We start from the raw sequence: 22,764 nt of genomic DNA on the forward strand, positions 1-22,764 counted from the left end.
TGGCGGAATGACGAGTTAGCGAGTGCAGTCCTTCGTTTCACCAGCGCCATTCATCATTGATTATAAGTTGGTGTTGTTGAGCAAATTACTGAGCACGTCGGAGATGCGCTTACCATCGGCTTGGCCGGACAGTTCACGGGCGGCGACGCCCATCACTTTACCCAAATCGGAAGGGCCGGTAGCACCTACGCGCTGAATGATGTGGACGAGGCGCTCAACCAAATCAGCTTCAGAAAGCTGCTGGGGCAGAAATTCTTCGATGATGGACAGCTCAGCCAGCTCGTTTTCTTCCAGCTCGGAGCGAAATTGCTCTTTGTAGATGGCGGCGGCGTCGCGGCGCTGCTTGGCCGCTTTGTTCAGCAGCTTCAGCTCGGCTTCGGGGGTGAGAGCGGCGCCGTGGGCTCCTTCGGCAGTTTCGGCCAGCATAATTTGCGACTTGATGCTGCGCAGGGTGGTGAGGCGCACTTTGTCTTTGGCCAACATGGCTTGCTTGATGGCGGCGTCGATGGTGTCTTTTAGCATGAGTAACGGAGTGAAAGAGTTACAGAGTACAGTGAGTGAAGGGCGGGACTGGGTTTCCCTGGGCAGGGCCCCGATAGACGTAATTTCGCCCCGAAGCTACGCCAGCCGGCCCGCAAGCTGAACTTCACGCACTCTAAGCTGGTACTTTGCGTAAACGGCCAGCCGGCCGTTGTATAAATCCAAACCTTCCACTGCAACCCTATATATTTCGTGACTAAGCTCAGCGTCAATATCAACAAACTGGCCACTTTGCGCAATGCCCGGGGCCACAACCGACCCGATATTCTGCAAGCCGCGCGCGACATTGAGAGGTTTGGCGCCGAGGGCATCACGGTGCACCCACGGCCCGACGAGCGCCACATCCGCTACCAGGACGTGCGCGACCTGAAAACCATCGTGACGACGGAGCTGAATGTGGAAGGCAACCCCACGCCTGATTTTCTGGACCTAGTGCGCGACGTGCGGCCCGAACAGGTGACGCTGGTGCCCGACGCACCAGATGCCATCACGTCCAACGCCGGCTGGGATGTCATCACGCACCAGCACTACCTGCGAGAGGTAGTGACGGAACTCAAGGCGCTGGGCTGCCGCGTCAGCATTTTCCTCGACCCTGATTTGACTTTGGTAGAAGCGGCCGTGAGCACCGGCACCGACCGCATTGAGCTTTACACCGAGGCTTACGCCCGGCAGTATCTGGCCGACCGCGAAACTGCTGTGGCTCCTTACCGGGCGGCGGCGGCCCGCGCCGGCCAGTTGGGCTTGGGCGTAAATGCGGGCCACGACCTTGACCTTGACAATCTGGCCTGGCTACACCAGCAGCTGCCCGAACTGGCGGAAGTCAGCATTGGTCATGCGTTGGTGTGCGACGCCATTTACCTGGGCTTGGAAAATACGGTTCAGCTTTACCGCAGGCAGCTGAGGCCGCTTAATTAGTAAGCAGCATTTAACATCCCAAGGGCGCGACTGAATTCATGCAGTCGAATTTGCCATTTGCAAGATGTTAAGTGGCTATTGTTAACTGAAACACCCATGCCCCGTCACTCACTGGCTGATTTCCAGTCTCTACCCTACCCTATTCTCGATGTGCGGGCTCCCATTGAGTTTGCCCAGGGCCACGTGCCGGGCGCCCTCAACCTACCCTTGTTCACGGATGAAGAGCGCGCGCGCATTGGCACCACCTACAAGCAGGTGAGTCAGGAGCGAGCCGTACACCTGGGGTTAGAGTTTTTTGGGCCCAAGATGTCGGCGATGGTCAAGCAGGCGCAAAAGCTGGTACCCGGCAAAGAAGTGCGTCTGCACTGCTGGCGCGGCGGCATGCGCAGCGGGGCCGTGCTGTGGCTGCTGGAATTAGCTGGCTTCAAGGTGCACCTGCTCGACCACGGCTACAAGGACTACCGCCGGGCTGTACTGGCTTCGTTCGAGCGGCCCCGCAAGTGGCGCGTTATCGGCGGCCTCACCGGTAGCGGCAAGACCGATGTGCTGCACGCTCTGGCTGCCACGCCCTATTTCCAACCCGTGCTCAACCTCGAAGAGTTGGCTCATCACAAAGGCTCGGCGTTTGGGGCCATTGGCCAGCTGGATCAGCCCACACAGGAGCAGTTTGAGAATAATCTGGCGGCTGTACTGGCTGCGCTGCCTGACGATGCGCCAATCTGGGTAGAAGATGAAAGCCGGCAAATAGGTCGGCTCACCATTCCGTCGGGACTCTTTGAGCAAATCCGGGCTGCACCACGCTGGGTATTGGAAGTGCCTCGTGCGGCCCGGGTGGCCAAACTGGCCGCCGAGTACGGAGCTGAGAACCCAGTAGAATTAGCAGCAGCCGTTGAGCGGCTGCACAAGCGCTTGGGTGGGCTGGCCACCAAACAGGCTCTAGCCGCTATTGAGACCGGAGACTTTGCCCAAATGGTAGAGTTGGTGCTGGATTACTACGACAAGACTTACACGTATGGCTTGGCCCAACGCCCTGGCGAGCCGGGGCGCACTTTTGTGCCGGTTGCTACCAGCAACGCCGCCCGGAATGCTGAGGCACTATTGGCGACAACCGTGGCTAGCTGATATTCGTCTGGGGCGGCCAGTGAGTTTCGGACTTTGCTTTCTACTCATAGGTTTTGCTGGTTAATGCCATAATTTGGTTGTACATTTGAATTCTTAACTATACTGATGCACCACAGTATTCGCCACAGTAGTACAACCTTTCCCCTTTCTATTACCCACTTTTCCACTTTTTCATGTTAAAATCCCTACAAACCCGGCTGAAAGCAGCCGGCCGCTGGTTACCCGTAGCCTTGCTGCCACTGTTGCCATTCGCGGCGCAGGCCCAAGCCTCTGCTAACGATACGTAGTTGTATTTATGAAAATCCAGCTCTTTCTTACACACCAACCTCTGCCTCCAAGCACGAACCTTTTTAACTTTGCCTATGAATCGTAAAAACTGTAGTTTACCCTTTTCGCACAATCTTTCCACTCCGCTTAAGTTGAACACCTTCTTAATTTGACTAATGAATTTTTTTTCCTCTCTATCTAAGTACTACCTGCCTCTACTGCTTAGTATCGCAACATTTATGAGTTCGTGCTCCAAAATGAAAGATGCCGAACCTGTTACTTCTCCTAGTACAGCAAGGGCGTCGCACTCCACTTTAAGTGGAGATTTTTTTGGACCACCTGGAAACACACACTACACTGGAGATTTTTTTGGCTTAGAATGGAACACTTTCTTGATTGGTACTTTAGGCTTTCCTCAAGGAATGGCAACATCCGCCACACTTGAATTCCGCATCGGTAGCAAAGTTGTGCTGGTCGTTCCAGATGTAGCTGTTACTTACTATATTAACTTGGGCAATAATTTTTATGGGAAAGTAGATTATAACATGCCCACCTTTCTGCAGTCAGCAAATTACACTGTGGTTCTACGGGGAAATAATGGGGGGTTAGCTTATAATAACGCCTTTAGGTACCAATTGCAGGGAGACTTTAACGTTGTCAGGAAAGCGAATACACTCGTTTATGGAAATGGAGCGGTAAATGCTGGTCCGCAAGTAAATGGCACAATTTATAATTCATCAATTCCTTTATATTGGAGCACTTCTATTTTTGGAAGTAATGATGTCTTGCGGCTATTCTTAACGGAGCAAGTAACAGATCGTGCTACCAATAAAGTAGCTGATGGTATTACTTATGATGTAGGTATATACTCTCAAACTGCGGCGTACGATGGCAGGGGCGTTTTTACTAATTCAGGCAATGAGTTGTTAGAGTTAGGAATACTACCTAACGGCAACTACCGTTTAATTCTTACAAATACTGTTCCTGCTCCCTCAGCTATTCAGTCGTTTCGCCGCACTTATGCTGAAGGGGGAACCTATCGTTTTTTTCGAGATTAATCTAAGTGCATATCTTTTCCATGAATTGCTGCTTAGGGCTCCGCCTTTGAGCTGACGAACTGTCTGATAGTCTAGGTTAATTTCACCGTGAGCACCCTCGCTGCCGGCGTCTATTTATTGCAATTGAAATCTGGTGACAACTTCGTCGTGAAACGTGTGGTCATCGAATAGCCCCCACCCCCACGTCATCGCTAAAAAGGGCGGTCCACTGGGCCGTCCTTTTTTGTGCGCAGGTACCATCTGACATTACTGTCGGCAATGATGACCCGATGATTCATATAGCGGCCCACACGTTGGTAATTGGTTTTCATCTAATTAGCTCAATACTACCACCTACTAATAATTGTTGCCGGTTGAGGTTCTCCTATGGGCATCACCAAACTTGTTCCTTCGTATAGGGGGCTTTACTAGTGCATGTCATAATTTGGTTGCACATTTGAATACTGCCTTTGCATTTGCGGGGCAGCAGTCTCTCATACTAATTTCATTTTTCCTATTCTCCACTTTTTCCCCTTCTTCATGTTTACATCCCTACAAACCCAGCTGAAACGAGCCAGCCGGTGGTTACCAGTGGCATTGCTGCCGTTTGCAGCGCAAGCACAGATTAATTATGCGCCAAGCAATGCCCTTACCCTCGCCGGTACATACACTGATTTGGGAGCCACTGGCACGGCCATCGCAACGGCGAACAACGATGATGCGAACTCCGCTGCGCAGCCTATTGGGTTTAGCTTTAGCTTCAATGGCACGACGTTCACCGAGTTTGTTCTGAACACAAACGGCCTGATTCGCTTGGGCAATGCGGCCCCCTCCGCCGCTGCCGCATTTCCGGCCTACGCCCAGGCTCCCGAAACCGGGCCTCTCCCCAGCAACAATGCGGCGGATGTGAACCTGATTGCCCCTTTTAACGCGGACTTGGGTCCTGGCACCGCCGCCGGCACAGAGTACCGCGTGTTCACGAGCGGCACCGCGCCCAACCGCGTCTGCACCATTCAGTGGAAGAACGTCGCCGACAAGCCCCAAGCAATCGACGCAACTACTCCGGCCCTCATTGCAACCCAGCTGGCTAATTTTTCTTTTCAGGCGAAGCTCTACGAAGACTCCAACCGCATCGAGTTCGTATATGGTGCCGCTACCGCTGGCACCGGCACGGCCGCCGCTAAATACGTGGCGGTGGGCATTAAAGGCTCAGGCCCAACAGTGTCGGTAGTGGCTACGAAAACCTCGTCGTCTGCCTGGTCCACCACTACATTTACCACAGGCCCTTATCTTGCCCCCTCCGCTGGCAATGCCCACAACGTACGTCAAACTTTCTTGCCCGACGCCGGCCGCACCTACCGCTTTGTGCCGGGTCCACCTTGTGGCGACCCCACTGCTGCTAGCATCGGCGCGAATAGCAACAGTATTCAGATCAGCTTTACCCCCGGCGGGGGCAATGTGAGCTACAACGTCACTTACACCGCCGGCGGCGCTACTCAGACGCTGACTCCCGCCCCCACTGCCTCGCCCATTATCATCCCCGGCCTCCTGCCCGGCACCACCTACATTGTCACGCTGCAAAGCGTGTGTGCCAATGGGGCGGGTGGTGTACTAACTGGACAGGTCACCACCACGGGTACGCCGGCGGCGGCGCCGTACGCGACGCTGCCCTACACGGAGAGCTTCGAAGGCCCCTGGGTCAATGGCTTGAGCACCCGCGACCTGCCCACCGCCAACTGGCGCAATGCCCCCGCCACCAGCGACAACTCCTGGCGCCGCGACGATGATGGCACTTCGGCCAACTGGCGCTTTTTAGTAGATGAAACCGGTCCTACTCCGCCCTACCCGACCCGCTTTAGCACGGGTGCTCACTCGGCCCGTTTCCATACATATGGCACAGCGCTAAATCAACAAGGCAAACTAGACCTGTATGTGAACCTGAGCGGCGCGGGCAGCAAAACCCTCAGCTTTGACTACATCAACCCCTCGGGCACCGACAAGCTCGAGGTGCTCCTCAGCACCGACGGCGGCGCCACCTTCGCCGCCACGCCCGTGCTGACAGCCACCACCAGCACCACTTTCACACGCCAAACGGTGGCCCTGGCCGGCAACTCGGCCACCACCGTGATTCGCTTCCAGGCCACGTCCGACTTTGGCAACGATGACCTGGGCATCGACAACCTGCGCGTGGGCGTGCTCACCAGCACCCGCAACGAAGCCTTGGCTGCTACCGTGGACCTGTACCCCAACCCGGCCAGCCAGAGCTTCAAGCTGGTTCTGCCCGCTGGTAGCCTCAACACGGCCTCGGCTAGCATCACCAATGCTCTGGGCCAAGTGGTCCAAACACGTCAGTTGAAATCGTCTATCGCTGGCAGTACCATTGATTTCGATGTGAGCAACCTTGCAGCTGGGGTGTACTCGCTGCAATTAAAATCTGGTAACGACCTCGTTGTAAAGCGCATAGTAGTGGAATAACCTACCGCCACAACATTCTTTCACAAATAAGAAGGGCGGCCCACTGGGCCGCCCTTCTTATTTGTGAAAGAATGTTTCGCTACCGTTCACGCAGACGCAATAGAGAGCCTCACCAAAGCTGACGGGACTTTTTGCCATTTTGTATTTATCCAGTAAATTCCCTGGAGCAACGCGAATAGTTAGCTATACGACTCCTATACGCTGCCTATACTCTTCGTTCGCTCAAAGCCGCAGCTAACTGCTTGATGGCGGTGCTAGTCGTTTTTGTATAAAAGCAAGCCGGCCGTGGCTATCATATGGTGGCGCTCAGCTAATCGGCACCTTGCGTAAGATAGCCTCAATCAAATCCTGGGTGCGGATGCCGTCGGCTTCCGCCTCGTAGGTGAGGAGGATGCGGTGGTTGAGCACATCGGCGGCTACTTCCTTGATGTCTTCGGGTAGCACATAGTCGCGGCCTTCTAGGTAGGCGACGGCTTTGGAGGCGCGGTGCAGGGCAATACTGGCGCGTGGGCTGGCGCCGAACTGCACGGCCTGGGCAAATTCGGGCAAATCATATTCGGCGGGCCGACGGGTGGCAAACACCAGCTCGATGAGGTACTTCTCCAGGGTGTCAGAAATTTGCACCTGATTGATTTGTTGGCGAATGCCAAAGATATCTGCTTGGGTAAGCACGGGCTGCACGTCTTCCACGAAGCTGAGGTTGGCCATGCGGCGCATTACTTCCAGCTCGTCGGCTTTTTTGAGGTAGTCGACGTGCACCTTCAGCATAAACCGGTCGACCTGGGCCTCGGGCAAGGGATAGGTGCCCTCCTGTTCCACGGGGTTTTGGGTGGCCAGCACCAGGAAGGGCAAGTCGAGTGGGTAGGTGGTTTCGCCGATGGTAACCTGCTTTTCCTGCATGGCTTCGAGTAGGGCGCTCTGCACCTTCGCAGGCGAGCGGTTGATTTCATCAGCCAGCACGAGGTTGGCAAAAATCGGCCCTTTCTTCACCTCGAATATCGACTGATTCTGGTTGTAAATCATGGTGCCCACCAGGTCCGAGGGCAGCAGGTCGGGGGTGAACTGCACGCGCTGAAAGTGCAGGTGCAGCACCTTGGCCAACGTAGAGATGGTGAGAGTTTTAGCCAGACCCGGCACACCTTCGAGCAAGATGTGCCCGCCCGTGAATAAGCCGATGAGCAAACGCGTGAGCAGGGGCTGCTGGCCCACTACCACCTTGCCCATTTCGGCAAATACCTGGCGAATGAGCGGATGATAATCGAGGGGGGAGCCCGGCGGCACGGGCGCATCGGAAGCGGGAAACATAGGCAGCGACGAGCAAAACAATGAATGCAAGGTAGGCACAAGGCTGGCGTGTGGGCTGCGGAAGCCCAAAGTATGCCCACCACAAGTCATCCACTAAAATACCGACCAGTATTTTCAAGGAAAAAGGCTTGCGGTACTACTTCTAACCCCCAGTGCGAATTATGACAACTCTCAATAGCGTGAAGCCCTATCTAGTTGCTTGAAATCGCACGCCTCCCCATCTGTAAGGCTTATTCTATAGGATTACCTCTCTTCGGGATGGCGTGTCGCTGCTGCGAGCCGGTGGCATTAGGCACTTGTATAATCGCTGCAAGGAGGGCTGGTTCACACTAGCATCGCTCAAAACTTTAGACGATAGCCATTTCAGTCACAGAGGCGCTTCTTTTTACAATTTTATTGCTTTCTTTCGTCTTATGGAAACTAAATACTCTGGCCTGGCCGTGGCTTCCGGCAACCGTCTGCTATTTCGCTTCCTGCTCGTGGCAGCTGGCATGTACCTGGCGTGGTTTTTCGGCTATGAGCAATGGCTGGCCCACGACGGTCGGCTGGACAAGGCGCTTTGTGCTCAAATCACGGCGGCGAGCATGGTCATTCTGCAGGTTCTGGGCTTCGCGGCCACCATCAGCCCTGGCTTCAATCAGCTGCTGCTTATGAACGGCCAGCCGGCCGTCGTAGTCGGAGCACCCTGCAACGGGCTGGTGCTATACGCCTTATTCGGTGGCTTCGTGCTGGCATTTCCCGGCCCCTGGCGGCGCAAGCTGTGGTTCATTCCGGCAGGCATCTTACTCATCTGGGTGCTGAACGTACTACGCGTGGCTGCCCTCGCCCTTAATCACCACTACGCCCACCGCACGGTTGATTTCAACCATCACTACACGTTCACCTTCGTGGTGTATAGCTGCATCTTCGGGTTGTGGATGCTCTGGGCGCGCCGCCTGGCCGTGCCCGCGCACTAGCCACCCCCAATTACCTCCTCTGTGCTTCCTCAGTCTACGCTCTCGACTGCCAACACCCGCCAGCCCACCGGGGCAGGGCGCTGGCTGCTCGTAGGGTTGCTGCTAATCGCGCTGCTGTTGATTGGCGTTTATAATGACCCCATCCTGACGGTACTCACCATGCTTTGGCAGAAGCTGCTGGCGGCGGTTGGGCTGCGCCAGCTAGCCGAGGCCATGCAAAAAGGCATTAACGGTGGCATCACCAAGCGGCTGCTGCCTGCGGTGGCTACTTACGCGGGTCTTTACCTGAGCATTTGCCTGCTGTTGCTGCGACTATTGCTGCCTACGGCTGCTCAGTGGCACTTGGTGCTGCGCCTCTATGCCGGAGCGTTGGCAGTGTATGTTGCCATCGTATTGCTAGGTAAGGTCGCCAATGATGCAGCCTGGGCATACCGGCTCAGCCGTCAACTCCTCGATTTCATCGTAAGCCCCATCCCAGTCGCCGGGCTTTACATTCTGCTGCGAGTCGGTTTTGCCCCCCAACGCCGCTTCTAGTAGTTGTGAAATTATCAGAAAGAACCCAAGCCTAGCATTCCCTAAAGCCTTACTCATTGCCTTTTATTTTTCTCAAAAAAGAAGCCCTTTGCTTACTGCAAAGGGCTTCTTTTTTGTACCAGAGACGGGACTCGAACCCGTACGTCCGTGAAGACAAGGGATTTTAAGTCCCTCGTGGCTACCATTACACCACTCTGGCTGAGCGCTTTAACTGATTCTTGCCCCGATACGAATTAGTTTGTGCGTGGCAATTAGGGCAAAGTAACTGCAAATTTTGCAACCGATGGTCATTATTCAGGCCATTAAGATGATGAAGTTCCAGCGGAATTGGTTGGGCCTGCCATTCTTGCAAGCCGCAATTTTCACAACGGTGCTCTTTCAATTTTTCCTTCAGCAGGCGCTTTCTTAAACTATGCGTGAAGCGATAAGTAGAATGCTCTATTAAGGCCTGTTTGCCAACAGCACGGTATTGCGGCCCTTTATTCCAGGCAGCACCAGTGAAATGACTCGTGTCGACGCCGTAAGCTTTAATCTTTTCCTGAACCGTCTTTATAGTTGCCACCTGCTGGTACAAGACCTAATTTCACGATGACTTGAGCCATCGACAAACTATTAGCCACAGCGCCCCGAAGGGCTAGTTCAGTGACTTTGCTGGAACGTGCCATAGAAAAATAAAAAAGACGTTGCTTTACCGCAACGTCTTTTTATTTATTGGAGCGGGAGACGAGGTTCGAACTCGCGACCTCGACCTTGGCAAGGTCGCGCTCTACCAACTGAGCTACTCTCGCGGAAAATTCATTGCTATTGGTGTAGCGCTGAATTCTTCGACAAAGGTAAGGACATTTTTTGGCGAAGCAAGTAGTGCAGGTGGAAATTTTTACTACTGGGGCGCTTTTGCTTCATTTTCAGGCCGAAAATTTTATGATTTGGCCAGGGTCAGCTTCAACTCATTTAGTTTCATTAGCGCCTCAATCGGGGTCAGGGTGTTGATGTCGAGGTGCTGCAGCAGCTCGCGGATACGCTCCAGGGCCGGGTCCGACGGCTCGAACATGCTGAGCTGTACGGTGGGGCGCGGCGCGGTGGCCACCGCCGTAGTAGCCCGAGGACGCGGAACCGCAACGGCCACCTCCTCTTCCGGCGCCGAAACCGTTTCTGCTGTGCTCAGGGCTCCGTTACTCGATAGACGCTGGCCACGGCCTTTAGGATTGGCTAAGTCACCCAGCAGGTCGTCGAATTCGGTAGGCATGTCATCTTCCGCGCCGGCGCTGGTGCGCTCCATTTCGAGGTGGTGCATGATTTCATTGGCGCGCAGGACCACCGAAGTTGGCATGCCTGCCAGCCGTGCCACGTGAATACCGAAACTGTGCTCCGAACCTCCCGCGTGCAGCTTACGCAGGAAAAGGATGCGGCCATCAGACTCCTTCACCGCCACGTTGTAGTTGCGAACGCGCGGGCATTCGTCGGCTAATTGGTTCAACTCGTGGTAATGGGTTGCAAACAGCGTCTTAGCCTTGGCTTTGGGGTTGTTGTGCAGATGCTCCACAATGGCCCAGGCGATGCTGATGCCGTCATAAGTGCTGGTGCCTCGGCCGATTTCGTCCATCAGCACGAGGCTTCTATCCGAAAGATTATTCAGGATGGAGGCCGTTTCCGTCATCTCCACCATGAAGGTACTTTCGCCCTTGCTTAGGTTGTCAGAGGCGCCAACGCGGGTAAAAATCTTATCGATGATACCCACCGTGGCCGCCTCGGCGGGCACAAAGGAGCCAATTTGGGCCAGGAGCACGATGAGGGCCGTCTGGCGGAGCAAAGCAGACTTACCGGCCATATTAGGCCCCGTTATCACCACGATTTGCTGGTCGTGCTGGTCGAGGCAGATATCGTTCGGAATGTAGCTTTCGCCGGGCGGCAGCTGGCGCTCGATGACCGGGTGACGCCCGGCGTGAATGTCGAGCACGGTGCCGTCGTTCACCACTGGCTGCACATAGCGCTGCTGCCGCGCCGTGAGGGCAAAGCTGGCCAGGCAATCCGTCACACCAATGGCGCGGGCATTCTGCTGAATGTGCGGCACAAAATCCAGTGCCGCTAGCACCAAATCATTGTAAATCCGCTGTTCAATGACAAACAGGCGCTCTTCGGCGTTAAGGATTTTCTCCTCGTAGGTTTTTAGCTCCTCGGTTACGTAGCGCTCGGCATTCACCAACGTTTGCTTCCGAATCCACTCTGCAGGCACCTTGTCTTTATGCGCGTTAGTAACTTCGAGGTAGTAGCCAAACACTTTGTTATAAGCCACTTTCAACGACGAAATACCGGTATTGCGCTGCTCACGCTGCTGGAGTTGCAACAGGTAGTCTTTACCGGAAAAAGCCAGGGCACGCAGCTCGTCCAGCTCCGCATCGACGCCCGAGTTCAGCACGCCACCCTGGTTGGTGAGCAGGGGCGCATCGGGTTTGATTTTGGTAATGATTTCCTGACGCAGGTTGGTGCAGGGATTGAGCTGGTCGGCCAGCTTCACGAGGGCACGGACGCCGGAGGCGGCCAGGCGCTCGCGCATGGGCGCAATGGCTTCGAGGGCCCGGGCCAGCTGCAACAGCTCACGTGGGTTCACGCGGCGCACGGCCACTTTGCTGATGAGGCGCTCCAAGTCGTTAATTTGGCGCAGGTGTTGGGTAAGGTCGCCCAACAACTCTTCATCGGCGACCAACGCGGCCACGGTATCGAGTCGGCGCTGAATCTGACTTACCTCCTTCAGGGGCAGCACTATCCACTTGCGCAGCAGGCGGGCCCCCATGGGCGTCAGCGTCTGGTCGAGCACATCGATGAGGGGCACGCCGCCGGGGTGCTGGGCCTGCACTAGCTCCAGATTGCGCACCGTGAACCGGTCGAGCCACACGTACTTATCTTCTTCCAAACGACCTAGACTGGCAATGTGGCCGAGGTCGGAGTGCTTGGTTTCGGCAAGGTAGTGCAGGATGCAGCCTGCGGCCACGATGCCTTCCTTCAGCGTGTCAACCCCGAAGCCCTTCAAGGACGTGGTGTTGAAGTGGCGGGTGAGGGTATCGTGGGCGTAGTCGTTGCCGAAAATCCACTCGTCCAGGGCATAGGTACAGTAATCGGGGCCGAAGTGCTGCTCGAACTCGCCGCGGCTCTTCTTGCAGAACAGCACCTCGGCGGGGCTGAAATTTTGGAGTAGCTTGCCCAGATACTCAATAGTGCCCTGGGCTACCAGAAACTCTCCGGTGCTGATGTCGAGGAAGGAAATACCAGCTTCTGCCTTGCCGAAATGAATGGCAGCGAGGTAGTTATTGGCGCGGCGCTCTAGCACGTTGTCGTGCATGCTCACGCCAGGCGTCACCAGTTCCGTGATGCCACGCTTCACTAAGCCCTTGGCTGCTTTGGGGTCTTCGAGCTGGTCGCAGATGGCCACGCGCTGGCCGGCGCGGACGAGCTTGGGCAGGTAGTTGTCGAGAGCGTGGTGCGGGAAGCCGGCGAGGGGAATTTCGTTGGGCGTGCCACCACCACGCTTGGTGAGCGTGATATCGAGAATGCGGCTGGCCGTGACGGCATCCTCGCCGAAGGTTTCGTAGAAGTCGCCCACCCGGAACAGCAATACCGCGCCGGGGTGCTGCTGCTTGAGTAGGTAGTATTGTTTCATCAAGGGCGTATCGACGGGCGAACCAGGGGTAATATGGTCGGGCCCAACGGACTTGATAACGAATTCTTTTTTAGGTGCAGACAAAGCAAAGTGCACGAACTTTGTGGTTCGCGATTTTGGAAAGTGAATAAGTAGGGCGCAGCCGGACTAGCACCAGAACGGGGGCTTTTTCCTGGTTCCAGCCACTTCCGACGCACCAGCCGTTTTAACTCAAACCGACAATGCGAACCACAAAGTTCGCGGTATTTAAGCATGCGAAAACTCACAATGGCCGAGCTAAATCGGGTGGCAGTGGCGGACTTCAAAAGTACGCCCAAAAGCCCGGTGGTCTTGGTGCTCGACAACGTGCGCAGCCTGCACAACGTGGGAGCCGTGTTCCGCACCGCTGATGCCTTCGCCCTGGAAAAAATCTGGCTTTGTGGCATTACAGGCCGCCCACCGCACCGCGAAATTACCAAAACCGCCTTGGGCAGCGAAACCTCTGTGGCATGGGAGTATGCGCCGGAAACCGTGACGGCCATCTGGGCCCTGAAGCAGGCCGGTTACCAGCTGGTGGCGGTGGAGCAAACGACGGGTAGTGTATTGTTGCCGCAGTTCCAGCCTAAACCAGGCCGGCCACTGGCGCTAGTCCTTGGCAATGAGGTTTTTGGGGTTGACGACGAAGTATTGGCCCTTTGCGACTTGGCGGTGGAAATTCCGCAATTCGGCACTAAACACTCATTGAACGTGGGAGTGGCAGCCGGCGTAGTGCTCTGGGATGCCTTGGTGAAGCTGCAAGTAGTTTAGTCCCGGCATCACACTTTTTTCTGTTAATAACGTCAGACTTTAAAATGCTGCAATAGCCTATTGATAAAGTATGAAGCGCGTTCAAAGGGCCAAAAGAGCGGAATAATTAGGAGTGTCAGTGCCACTGCTGGGCAGCTATTAAAGGTACCTGTATATTAAATTTGATGGTGACCTGAAGTAATCATGACTTCCCGTCACTGATGTCTTTCTGTATTTTTTAATCTGTATTTCTCCCCTTTAGCTATGACATTTCCTTTTACCAAGCCTCGCGGTGAACTACTACTGGCACTGGCATTTACCGCGCCAGCCGTTGCCCTGGCTCAGTCTGGCGCGCCTTCAGCGCAGGCGCTGGCTTATTTCTCAGCCCAAAGCCAGCGGCAAGGCCTGCGTGACGGCGACGCAGTTAACCCGTCGGTGACCAGCTCCTATTTTGACCAGAGCAATGGACTAACCCACACATACTTGCGTCAGCGCGTGAATGGCTTGGATATTTACGGCGCAGTAGGCGACGTGCACACCAATGCCAACGGCAAGCCCGTGCTTATGCATCAAAGCTTTGTGGCCGATGCAGCCCACCTGGCACCAACCCCTACGCCTACTCTCTCGCCCGAGCAAGCGGTATCCGCCGCCGCCGCCGGTCTCAAGCTGCCCCGTCCCGTGGGCTTAACCAAGGTGCGCGAAGCCCGCCCGGCCGATGGCCTGCTATTCAACAATGGAGGCATTTCCGAGTACGATATTCCGGTGCGGCTTATGTACCTGCCTATCGGGGGCAAGCTCCGGCTCGTGTGGAATGTGACCATCGCGCAGCTCGACCACCAGCATCACTGGACAGCCTGCGTGGACGCACAAACTGGTCAGCTGCTCGATAAGGCTGATTACGTGGTGAGCGAGGAGACGTCGTTTCAGCAGCAGAGCCAACGGACTATTGGCAGCAAGACCGTTCTGGCCAAGGCAACTACGCAGGCAACCAGCAATCGCAGCACTGCCAATGCCAACAGCGTGACAGTTTGGCCCATGCCACTGGAGGCCCCCTCATTTGGCGCCCGCGTTTCGGTGCCTTTTAGCAGCATCAATACCACGTACTCGCCCTTTGGCTGGCAAGTGAACGACCCACGGGCTCCGGCGGGCACCTTTCCGGACAGCTACAGCCGCGCCGGCTCCACGCCAGCCGTGTACCTGACTCGTGGCAACAACGTGGCCGCCTACGACGACAGCCCCACCATCGTGAGCGGCAGCGGGAATCTGGCGTCTGACACGAACTCTCCCAGCGGGGGCCCCACACTGGACTTTGATTTTCCCTTTGTATCAAACCAGGCCACCTCGCCTCAAGACAATGCGCCCGCCGCCATCACGAACCTGTTCTACTGGAACAACATACTTCATGACGTGATGATGAGCAAGGGCTTTGATGAAGCCTCTGGCAACTTTCAATTCTTAAATACGAGCACTCAAGGGCGGGGCAACGACTTTGTGCGGGCCGAAGCGCAGGATGGCAGTGGCCGTGATAACGCGAACTTCTCAACTCCGCCCGATGGTATCAATGGCCGCATGCAAATGTACCTGTTCGGCAACAAGGGTTTGGTCACTATCTCTGCCCCAAGTAGCTTGGCTGGTAACTACACTGTGCAACCCGCTTCCTGGGGCCGGAAACTAACCCTACAGCCCCGGTGCGGCAACGTAGTAGCCGTGAACGACGGCGTCTCGGGCAATGGTGGCCTGCACGGCTGCGCTACCCCGTATGCCAACGCGGCAGACGTGAATGGCAACATTGCCCTGATTATGCGCGGCGGCTGCGCACAGCTCACCGGCACCGGGCGCACCAACAACTCGTTTAATGCTAAAGTGCGCCGGGCCCAGGAGAACGGAGCTATCATGGCCATCATCATCGATTCGGCGGCCACTAGCACCAGAATCATGAGCATGGGGGGCACTGACACTATAGGCATTCGCATTCCCTCCGTCTTCATGAGCGGGGTCGACGGCGCTCGCCTCCAGCAGGCGTTACAGGCTGGCATCACCGTAACGGGCTGCGCCGTTGTTGGCCAGGACATCGACGGCGCATTGGACAATGGCATCGTGGCGCACGAATTTGGCCATGGCATTAGCAACCGCCTCACTGGCGGCCCCAACAATTCCAACTGCGTGACGCAGACATACCGGCCAACCGGCGCAACCACTAACTCAGCTTCACAGTGCATGGGCGAAGGCTGGAGCGACTTTTTCGCCTTATGGGTAACCACCCGTCCCGGCGACGTGGGCCGTACGCCTCGCGGCATAGGTACTTATGCATCTGCCCAACTCCCTACGGAATCGGGAATCCGTCTCAAGCGCTACAGTGATGATATAACGATGAACAACTATACCTATTCCATTATTGGAACGCCGGCCTACAACGCAACCCATAACGTGGGCGAAGTATGGGCTACCGCGTTGTGGGACTTGAACTGGCAGTTTATTTATCGCTACGGCTACAATCCAGACTTTCTCGCTGCCTCCGGTGGCAACAACCAGTTCCTGAAGCTGGTGCTGGATGGCTGCAAGCTCCAAGTCTGCAACCCGGGCTTTCTTGACGGCCGCGATGCTATTCTGCGCGCCGATACGCTGTTGAACGGCGCTGCCCACTCTGCCCTCATCTGGACCATGTTTGCCCGCCGTGGCATGGGCTATAGCGCCGCGCAAGGCACCCGGGCAGTGGTAACAGGCTACCCCAATGGCCTCCCCAGCCTCAATGGCATCACGGAAGCCTTCGACATACCGCCGGGAGTTCGCCCAGCCACCATACTGAACCCGGCCGTAATGCCGCTGGGTACCCAGAGCGCCAATGCTATCAATAGCAGCTTGGTGGAGGCTTATCCCAACCCCGCCCAGAACGTGCTTACTATCCAGTCGCCGCTGACCAGCAAATCGGCCGTTACCGTAAGTTTAGTAAACCTCATCGGCCAAGTGGTAAGTAAGGCAACCGCAGCCGCCACCGAGCTACAGCGTGGCGTTGCCATGAACACCAGTTCGCTTGCTGAAGGCCTGTACATTGTACGCGTGAAGACCAGCGAAGGCCTGTTCACCACCAAAGTACAAGTGAAGCACTAAGCCAAAATCCGCCTCGGGCGGTTTATCAAAAGGGGGCCTGGCGGTTACGCCAGGCCCCCTTTTTTAATACACTGGCCCTAACTACCATCTAATTTTATCTCTTCCATGCTCCCTGATTCCAACTCTCACATTATCAATCAAAACCACGACGCGGCTCTCTTAGCCCTGCGCCCCATGGTGCCCGCCGACCCCGCCGATTCCGGTGCGGCTGCCACCGTTGGCGCATTTCTACACGCCACGTTGCGCCCAGTGCTCAAACAGCAAAATGCTTTGTTACTGGCCGTGGTAGCAGACTTTGTGCTCGACCACCATATTCCGCTGGCCAAAGCCAACGCAAGTGACCAGCAGCGCCTACTTGCCGAATTGCTGGGCCGCAATACCAAACTGCGCTACACGGTAGTGGGCCTGATAACCGGCTTATTCACTACCGAGGAATATGCTTTCTACCGCCAGCACCGCTCGGAAATAAATCGCCGCGTGCTGGAGCTAGCCCAGCGCCGGGTACTCGACCAAGTAGCGGCAGTGCTAGCATTGTAGCACGACCGTGAATTGCAAACAAAAAGGCCCGTACACTTAAGTCCGGGCCTTTTGGGTATCCGCCAATCTCATTAGCCAACGCTAATCATACTGCGAATCGCGCAGTTGCACTGGTTTGGATTTCGACTTCTTACGCAGGCGAAGGTTCAATAGCTCCACGGTCAGGGAGAAGGCCATGGCGAAGTAGAGATACCCTTTTTCTATTTCCTTATGGGCCGCTTCCATCACCAGCATGAAGCCAATCATGATGAGGAAGGATAGCGCCAGCATTTTAATGGTGGGGTTATTATTCACAAAGTTTGCCACCACTCCGCTGAATGCTAGCATGATGCCCATGGCAAAAATCACGGCTGCAATCATCACCAGTACGTTATCGACCAAGCCCACGGCTGTCAGAATAGAGTCGAAGCTGAACACTATGTCGATAACAATAATTTGCAGGATTACGCTCATCATCGTGGCATTGCCACCCTTGAGGCCCGCGTCCTCTTCTTCTCCTTGCAGCTTGGTATGAATCTCGGTGGTGCTTTTGTACATCAAAAACAAGCCTCCGGCCAACAGGATGAGGTCGCGGCCAGTCACCCCAAATGGCTGGTCCAGCCATGGAAAGTCGGGCAAGTTGAATAAGGGCGCCCGCAGGCTCACAATCCAGGAAATGCTCAGCAGCAGGCCAACCCGAAACACAAGCGCCAGTAGCAGGCCAATAGTCCGCCCGCGGGCCTGCGACTCCTTAGCCAGCCTGTTGACAATGATGGAGATGAAGATGATGTTGTCAATCCCTAGCACGATTTCCATGAACGTGAGGGTCAATAAACTAACCCAAGTGGCGGCGTGGGTGAATGCTCCGAAATCGTACACGAGGAAGAGTTATGAATTATGAGTTGTTGGGAGAACTGATAAATAAGAAAGCGGAGGAATTATTAAGCAAAACTCATAATTCATAATTTCCAACTAGCTTTTCATATTCACGAACTGCAGGGGCAGACCAATGTCAGCTTTACGCAATACGGCGATGGCAGCCTGCAAGTCATCGATTTTTTTGGCCGAGACGCGCACTTGGTCGTCTTGCATTTGGGCTTCCACTTTCACCTTGGCATCTTTGATGACCTTGATGATTTTGCGGCCAAAATCCTTGTCTACACCGGCGCGCACCTTGATGGTTTTCTTAACCAAGTTGCCGCTGGGCTGCTCATCCGCCGTAAAATCGAGACTGGTCCCATCGATGCCTTGCTTCACCACCCGGCCCAGCAGAATGTCTTCTAAGGCCTTGATGCGCATCGAATTTTCGGAAGATAGAAGAATGGTATTTTCCTTTTTATTTAGCTCGATGCCGCCCTTGGTGTCGCGCAGGTCGTAGCGGGTCTGGAGTTCTTTTTGAGCCGTATTCACCGCATTTTCCAGGGTTTGCGGGTCTACTTTACTCACGATATCGAAGGATGCCATAGCGGGGTCGGGGGTAGTTTTGAAAGAGAAACCGGCGGCAGCCGGGGCGTAAAGGTAATAATCCGAATCGGCCGCACTTGCGTTTTGTTGCCCATGGCTCTGCTTAAGCCTCTACCCACGCCTATCTGGTCACCCAGCCTGTTGAGTGGCGGGCCTACTACGTCTTACGCTGCGCCAGCCTTGCCAGCAGCCTCCCCCGCTGCCCTGCCGATACTGAGTCCACTACCATTCATGCCCTGCTACCAGCCGTTGCGGGCCATGAGGAGCCCCCCAGAACAGCACTGACCGTGGGCATGCTATTCGTCAAGGAAAAATCCGGTTCATGGCGGTAGCCTCACCAGTAGCTGGCACTGGCTTGGGCAGTTCAACGGTAGAATATTTGGAAAACCAAGTAAGGACAGCAGGTCTAGCCCAAATCATTTTGCATGCCCGCAAAGTAGCGGTCGGCTTTTACGAGAAATACGACTATGCGATAATATTGCCTTCTCACACGATGTTGGGAGTGCTGCGGCATTTTCTGATGCGTAAGCAGCTATGAGAGAGTTTGGGGAGTACTTGTATGTTTATACTTACCTCAAAGTAAGCTTAGAATTTTTCTTTACTACGCCACAAGTCACCGTACAGACGGAAGTCACCAAGCAGCGAAAACCACGGGTGCTGAAATGTGGCTGACCGGTTGTACTCTACGAAGAAATGACCAACCCAGGCAAAACCATAAGCGGCCACGATACCCACTGTCAGCCCCACCGGCCAGTGACGCATAACAGCGCAAAGCAGATTATAAACAAGGTAGTACCCACAAAATGCAGTATCCGCCTGCCACGTTGGCTATGCTCGCGTAAATAGCGTGGATAAAACTCGGCGAACGCAAGAGGCAAAGCAGACATATGTTCTGGTGAAAATTGATGTCGCCCAATAATTGGTAATCGGTTTCAATAGATAAAACGGATTTTTTTTGAAAATTGCTGTCCCAAATACACTTCTTTTTCCTTCGTCTCCACCCTCGTGTCCGATACTCTCCCCGCTGCTTCCAATCTGGCTGCTATGGTAGCGGCTTACGACCAGATGAACCATTACAGCCGGACCAACGGCATGGCTTTCAATGTGCCAGCCCCTGGTCAAGCCGAATATCGCATGACGATTCGCGAGGAGCACCTGTCATCGCCCAATACCTGCCACGGCGGGGTGCTCGCTGGCTTGATGGATGCTGCCCTGGGCGCCGCCGCACTCTCGTTAGCCTTTAACAATCTGGAGTTCGTTTCGACGGTTGAATTCAAGATGAACTACTTGCACGCTGTTCATCTACACGATGTACTGTTGGCCAAAGGTGTGGTCGACCACACTGGCAATACGCTGATAGTTAGCAGTTGTGTAATTTACCGGGAGGTAGCCGGGCAGGAGGACGTGGCAGTAGCTCGCGGCCTTGGTACCTTCAACCGTTACCCAGCCAATAAACGAGATTTTGCTAAGCTAATGCTGCAATAACTGTTCTTCAATGCAAGAATAGCTGCACGTTGCATAATTATAATAGCCACCAACTTTCTATTATAGCTGGTATAGCAGGATTTTGTTCGACAATCAAAAGCCCCGACTCTGAACTGAGCCGGGGCCTTTGATACTGCAAAGCGCACGTTACGAGACGAATTGCTCCAGTCTATGTTTAATGATGAATGACTTATAGGTCAGCCGTAGCGGCGTGAATGCCAATGCTTTCATATTCGTCCTCGCCTTCGCCCAACTGCGGAGCTGCTACTTTGCGCACGTTGCGGGCGCAATCTTCGTCGCGGTGGTTGCGACCAACGGTAAATTCAACCCAATCGCCTTCGCGCAGATCGTTGAAGTCACCTTCGGTAAGGTCGGCGTAGCTGAAGAATAGGTTGTTAGGCGGCATCACAACGAAGCCGAAACCGTTTTTCAGATTTTTGATGGTGCTTATGCCCATGGTGCCTACAGGGCCAGCGGCGGTGGGGCCGGTGGGGCGCACCAGCTTGGGCGCAGAGGCTGTGCTAGGCGCAAAAGCTGCCGGCTCTAACTGGTTAACGAACAATGCTTCTACCACTTCGTCCTGCTCCTGCAGCCCACGGTCGATGACATCGTGCATGGCGACTGGGTAAGTTACCTGCTCCAGCAGTTGCTGTGAAGCACGGGTAACGCGGGTTTCGCCCTTGAAATCTTCGTATTTAAAATCCCAATTTAACAGCATTACGCGGGTACCCACGGTGTTGAGCTTGCGGATGAGAGGGACATAGTCACTGTCGCCGGCAATGAGCACTACTACGTCAAGGGCCTTGTGCAGAGCCAATTCCAGGGCTTCTAGCGAAAGCCACACGTCGATGCCTTTTTCCTGGAGGCGGCCATCGCGGGTTTTAAGCGCCATATAGTGGGTCTGCACACCTAGATTCATCAAAATATCGTCGAGCAGACGGTCGTGGAAGAGCCGGTCTTTGTCACGGGCTTCAGTGGCCGACAGACGCCCCCGGAAAAAGTGAGCATCAGTAATTTGCGCCAACCGCACATCTACATCCTCTTCCTCAGCCACTTGGTGACGAATATACTCATGTAGCCCTTCCAAGCTAATCCGCGCTTTGCGCTCGTGCTGGAAATAGTAATAATCGCTGATTTTTAAGAAATAGTTGCCGTCATAGAAGACACCAACCCGAATCAAGGGGCTGTTCATCTGATTCATGGTTATGAGGTTAGGTAAGAGTTAGAAAAGTGTTCAGGTGGGACAAAATGTGCGGATTGGGTAGAACTATCACGATACAAAGGCTCAATTATACCCTGCCGAATCGTGGTAGTTGGTATAGTGCTATTCGGGTGGGTGACGTGGCCTAATAGTGGCTGCACCCTTATGGATTTTGTGTAAACTGTTTTTTATTTAGATCAACACTCGGTCTGGTTAATTAGAAACGCAGAATAATAGCACGAATCAATACAACTGTAGACCTAATATGTTGGGATATCTGCTGCGAAGCTAATGGTCTAGGCTGACTTATGCAACAGTTGTGGCCAACGCTGTGATGTTGCTACTGACCAAGACGGCTGATTATTGCCTAATAAAAATGCCAAACAGACGGCTAGAATCCGATGCGTCCTACTACTAAGCCCAGCACTAATAAGCCGTAGCCAGCACAAATAGCCACTTCCAGCATGTTGCCAGTGGCTGAGCCAGTGCTAATAAGCGGGACTTTAAAGGAGTATCCCAAAATGGGCAAAAACCATCTAACCCCGGCCTTTGTCATAGTATCAGCCAATAAATGAGAAGCATAACCACCACCTGCAAAGAGGGCTATCCCGTGCCAACCGAGATGCTGTGCAGCAAGGTGGCCAATGTAAGTCCAAAGTGCAGTGGCCCAAATAGTGTGCGTCCAGGAGCGGTGCGAGGTGAAAGGTGCCAACGCTACAAACGTCCCTAATAGACTCAGCCACAATTGCTCGGTATACAGGCCTGCTACTACCGTGCCCAGTCCCGTGAACAGCAGCGCCAGCCGGCGCGCCGACCCGCCCTGCATCCCTACACCAATCAGCCCAAAGGCTAAGGCCACGGTATAACACAGCCGCTGCTCGGAGCCGGGCCGGAGTTGCAGATAGGCATACCCGGCAATGACCAAGGCACCTGCGGCAAAGGCCCAGCGCACATAGTTCTGAGTAAATCCCAAACGCTTGCTCAGGCGGCTTTCGGGGTGGTCGAGGTCGGGGGCAAGGCTGGAGAAGCCGGCCAGGGCAATACCGGGTAGTGAAAACGGAATACCGGGCACCAGTCCGGCGATGGCCACACCAGTGATGAGGCCGATAGCTAAATGAGAAGAACCGCGCATTTTTAGTTATTAGTCACTCGTTATCAATGATTAATTCACTCTGTTGTAGTAATTTCAAGGGAGGAGCATTTACCGTCCGTATTCCGATTTTTCGGACTGTTTATCTTGTGCCCCTTGAAGCTTCACTAGGTAAGCGTTGCACAAGGACAATGAAACAGTTCTAAAAATTAATAACGAACAGCTGGCAACCATCCGCGAAGCTACGTGCGCGCCGGAAACCTTCCCGTGGTCTCTGCTGTATCCTTAGCCGCCGCCCGACCGGAGACTATCCCGGCCGGGCTACTGCA

At 54.7% G+C, this 22,764-nt stretch carries 20 protein-coding genes, 2 tRNA genes and 1 pseudogene; 12 read left to right on the forward strand and 11 right to left on the reverse strand.

The features are described from left to right. Window positions 1-60: 60 nt before the first annotated feature. Complete coding sequence (locus tag WX88_RS13350; RefSeq protein WP_046244880.1) at window positions 61-522, reverse strand: GatB/YqeY domain-containing protein; 462 nt, start codon at window positions 520-522, stop codon at window positions 61-63. Window positions 523-732: 210 nt separating this feature from the next. On the opposite strand from WX88_RS13350, the gene WX88_RS13355 reads away from it, so the two are divergent. The 5 genes from WX88_RS13355 to WX88_RS13365 all read left to right on the forward strand — a co-directional run bounded on the left by WX88_RS13355 (window position 733) and on the right by WX88_RS13365 (window position 6,356). After that, window positions 733-1,455: a pyridoxine 5'-phosphate synthase gene (locus WX88_RS13355; protein WP_046244881.1), complete on the forward strand. Its 723-nt coding sequence runs from the start codon at window positions 733-735 to the stop codon at window positions 1,453-1,455. 96 nt (window positions 1,456-1,551) lie between these two features. Continuing rightward, window positions 1,552-2,577, forward strand: a complete 1,026-nt coding sequence (gene mnmH / locus WX88_RS13360; RefSeq protein WP_046244882.1) for a tRNA 2-selenouridine(34) synthase MnmH — start codon at window positions 1,552-1,554, stop codon at window positions 2,575-2,577. A 524-nt stretch (window positions 2,578-3,101) separates the two neighbouring features. Then, window positions 3,102-3,902, forward strand: a complete 801-nt coding sequence (locus WX88_RS30030; RefSeq protein ID WP_156176109.1) for a hypothetical protein — start codon at window positions 3,102-3,104, stop codon at window positions 3,900-3,902. Window positions 3,903-3,989: 87 nt separating this feature from the next. After that, window positions 3,990-4,073, forward strand: a complete 84-nt coding sequence (locus WX88_RS32105; RefSeq protein WP_156176121.1) for a T9SS type A sorting domain-containing protein — start codon at window positions 3,990-3,992, stop codon at window positions 4,071-4,073. Between the two features lie 348 nt (window positions 4,074-4,421). Beyond that, entirely contained in the window at window positions 4,422-6,356 is a 1,935-nt protein-coding gene (locus WX88_RS13365) for a T9SS type A sorting domain-containing protein (protein WP_046244883.1), read from the forward strand. Between the two features lie 306 nt (window positions 6,357-6,662). Here WX88_RS13365 and WX88_RS13370 read toward each other — a convergent pair whose 3' ends face one another. Continuing rightward, the gene (locus WX88_RS13370) at window positions 6,663-7,661 is read right to left on the reverse strand and encodes an AAA family ATPase (RefSeq protein WP_046244884.1); all 999 of its coding nucleotides are present in this window, start codon (window positions 7,659-7,661) and stop codon (window positions 6,663-6,665) included. 413 nt (window positions 7,662-8,074) lie between these two features. Between WX88_RS13370 and xrtX the strand changes: the two genes are divergently transcribed. Further along, window positions 8,075-8,617, forward strand: coding sequence for an exosortase X (xrtX, locus tag WX88_RS13375; protein ID WP_046244885.1), 543 nt, complete (start codon window positions 8,075-8,077; stop codon window positions 8,615-8,617). Between the two features lie 21 nt (window positions 8,618-8,638). After that, window positions 8,639-9,151 (forward strand): XrtX-associated membrane protein, encoded by a 513-nt coding sequence (locus WX88_RS13380; protein ID WP_046244886.1) that lies wholly within the window; start codon window positions 8,639-8,641, stop codon window positions 9,149-9,151. Window positions 9,152-9,267: 116 nt separating this feature from the next. On the opposite strand, the gene WX88_RS13385 is transcribed toward WX88_RS13380, so the two are convergent. The 4 genes from WX88_RS13385 to mutS all read right to left on the reverse strand — a co-directional run bounded on the left by WX88_RS13385 (window position 9,268) and on the right by mutS (window position 12,806). Continuing rightward, window positions 9,268-9,350, reverse strand: a tRNA-Leu gene (locus WX88_RS13385). Then, complete coding sequence (locus WX88_RS30040) at window positions 9,336-9,725, reverse strand: HNH endonuclease (protein WP_156176110.1); 390 nt, start codon at window positions 9,723-9,725, stop codon at window positions 9,336-9,338. Before WX88_RS30040 ends, WX88_RS13385 begins: the two co-directional genes overlap by 15 nt. Window positions 9,726-9,863: 138 nt before the next feature. Next, window positions 9,864-9,939 (reverse strand) — tRNA-Gly (locus tag WX88_RS13390). Between the two features lie 131 nt (window positions 9,940-10,070). Next, window positions 10,071-12,806, reverse strand: coding sequence for a DNA mismatch repair protein MutS (gene mutS / locus WX88_RS13395; RefSeq protein ID WP_046244957.1), 2,736 nt, complete (start codon window positions 12,804-12,806; stop codon window positions 10,071-10,073). A 252-nt stretch (window positions 12,807-13,058) separates the two neighbouring features. On the opposite strand from mutS, the gene WX88_RS13400 reads away from it, so the two are divergent. The 3 genes from WX88_RS13400 to WX88_RS13410 all read left to right on the forward strand — a co-directional run bounded on the left by WX88_RS13400 (window position 13,059) and on the right by WX88_RS13410 (window position 17,216). Next, window positions 13,059-13,592 (forward strand): RNA methyltransferase, encoded by a 534-nt coding sequence (locus WX88_RS13400; RefSeq protein ID WP_046244887.1) that lies wholly within the window; start codon window positions 13,059-13,061, stop codon window positions 13,590-13,592. Between the two features lie 243 nt (window positions 13,593-13,835). Beyond that, window positions 13,836-16,679, forward strand: coding sequence for a M36 family metallopeptidase (locus WX88_RS13405; RefSeq protein ID WP_052732668.1), 2,844 nt, complete (start codon window positions 13,836-13,838; stop codon window positions 16,677-16,679). 105 nt (window positions 16,680-16,784) lie between these two features. Beyond that, window positions 16,785-17,216: a hypothetical protein gene (locus WX88_RS13410; RefSeq protein WP_046244888.1), complete on the forward strand. Its 432-nt coding sequence runs from the start codon at window positions 16,785-16,787 to the stop codon at window positions 17,214-17,216. Window positions 17,217-17,297: 81 nt separating this feature from the next. Here the strand turns inward: WX88_RS13410 and WX88_RS13415 are convergent, their stop codons facing one another. Both WX88_RS13415 and WX88_RS13420 read right to left on the reverse strand, forming a co-directional pair. After that, a complete protein-coding gene (locus WX88_RS13415) occupies window positions 17,298-18,074 on the reverse strand; it encodes a TerC family protein (protein WP_231590699.1) in 777 nt (258 codons plus the stop codon). 93 nt (window positions 18,075-18,167) lie between these two features. Further along, window positions 18,168-18,659 carry a YajQ family cyclic di-GMP-binding protein gene (locus WX88_RS13420; protein WP_046244889.1) on the reverse strand — a complete coding sequence of 164 codons (492 nt, stop codon included), beginning with the start codon at window positions 18,657-18,659 and terminating at the stop codon, window positions 18,168-18,170. A gap of 313 nt (window positions 18,660-18,972) precedes the next feature. Between WX88_RS13420 and WX88_RS32110 the strand changes: the two genes are divergently transcribed. Further along, a complete protein-coding gene (locus tag WX88_RS32110; protein WP_394331751.1) occupies window positions 18,973-19,197 on the forward strand; it encodes a GNAT family N-acetyltransferase in 225 nt (74 codons plus the stop codon). Between the two features lie 47 nt (window positions 19,198-19,244). Here WX88_RS32110 and WX88_RS32115 read toward each other — a convergent pair. Continuing rightward, window positions 19,245-19,546 (reverse strand): annotated as a pseudogene (locus tag WX88_RS32115) (Mpo1-like protein). 118 nt (window positions 19,547-19,664) lie between these two features. On the opposite strand from WX88_RS32115, the gene WX88_RS13430 reads away from it, so the two are divergent. Continuing rightward, on the forward strand, window positions 19,665-20,144 hold the full coding sequence (locus WX88_RS13430) for a PaaI family thioesterase (RefSeq protein WP_231590701.1): 480 nt from the start codon (window positions 19,665-19,667) through the stop codon (window positions 20,142-20,144). A gap of 190 nt (window positions 20,145-20,334) precedes the next feature. Here WX88_RS13430 and WX88_RS13435 read toward each other — a convergent pair whose 3' ends face one another. Beyond that, a complete protein-coding gene (locus tag WX88_RS13435; RefSeq protein ID WP_316932328.1) occupies window positions 20,335-21,336 on the reverse strand; it encodes an NYN domain-containing protein in 1,002 nt (333 codons plus the stop codon). A gap of 400 nt (window positions 21,337-21,736) precedes the next feature. After that, window positions 21,737-22,477, reverse strand: a complete 741-nt coding sequence (locus WX88_RS13440; protein ID WP_046244891.1) for a metal-dependent hydrolase — start codon at window positions 22,475-22,477, stop codon at window positions 21,737-21,739. Between the last annotated feature and the right edge of the window lie 287 nt (window positions 22,478-22,764).

The organism is Hymenobacter terrenus (assembly GCF_000972495.1).
Taxonomy (GTDB): Bacteria; Bacteroidota; Bacteroidia; order Cytophagales; family Hymenobacteraceae; genus Hymenobacter; species Hymenobacter terrenus.

Bases quoted from the DNA above. Each gene is read 5' to 3' on its own strand.
- WX88_RS13350 (WP_046244880.1), bottom strand. From the start codon at position 522: ATGCTAAAAGACACCATCGACGCCGCCATCAAGCAAGCCATGTTGGCC.
- mnmH (WP_046244882.1), top strand. From the start codon at position 1,552: ATGCCCCGTCACTCACTGGCTGATTTCCAGTCTCTACCCTACCCTATT.
- WX88_RS30030 (WP_156176109.1), top strand. From the start codon at position 3,102: ATGAAAGATGCCGAACCTGTTACTTCTCCTAGTACAGCAAGGGCGTCG.
- WX88_RS13365 (WP_046244883.1), top strand. From the start codon at position 4,422: ATGTTTACATCCCTACAAACCCAGCTGAAACGAGCCAGCCGGTGGTTA.
- WX88_RS13370 (WP_046244884.1), bottom strand. From the start codon at position 7,661: ATGTTTCCCGCTTCCGATGCGCCCGTGCCGCCGGGCTCCCCCCTCGAT.
- xrtX (WP_046244885.1), top strand. From the start codon at position 8,075: ATGGAAACTAAATACTCTGGCCTGGCCGTGGCTTCCGGCAACCGTCTG.
- mutS (WP_046244957.1), bottom strand. From the start codon at position 12,806: ATGAAACAATACTACCTACTCAAGCAGCAGCACCCCGGCGCGGTATTG.
- WX88_RS13400 (WP_046244887.1), top strand. From the start codon at position 13,059: ATGCGAAAACTCACAATGGCCGAGCTAAATCGGGTGGCAGTGGCGGAC.
- WX88_RS13405 (WP_052732668.1), top strand. From the start codon at position 13,836: ATGACATTTCCTTTTACCAAGCCTCGCGGTGAACTACTACTGGCACTG.
- WX88_RS13410 (WP_046244888.1), top strand. From the start codon at position 16,785: ATGCTCCCTGATTCCAACTCTCACATTATCAATCAAAACCACGACGCG.
- WX88_RS13420 (WP_046244889.1), bottom strand. From the start codon at position 18,659: ATGGCATCCTTCGATATCGTGAGTAAAGTAGACCCGCAAACCCTGGAA.
- WX88_RS13435 (WP_316932328.1), bottom strand. From the start codon at position 21,336: ATGAACAGCCCCTTGATTCGGGTTGGTGTCTTCTATGACGGCAACTAT.
- WX88_RS13440 (WP_046244891.1), bottom strand. From the start codon at position 22,477: ATGCGCGGTTCTTCTCATTTAGCTATCGGCCTCATCACTGGTGTGGCC.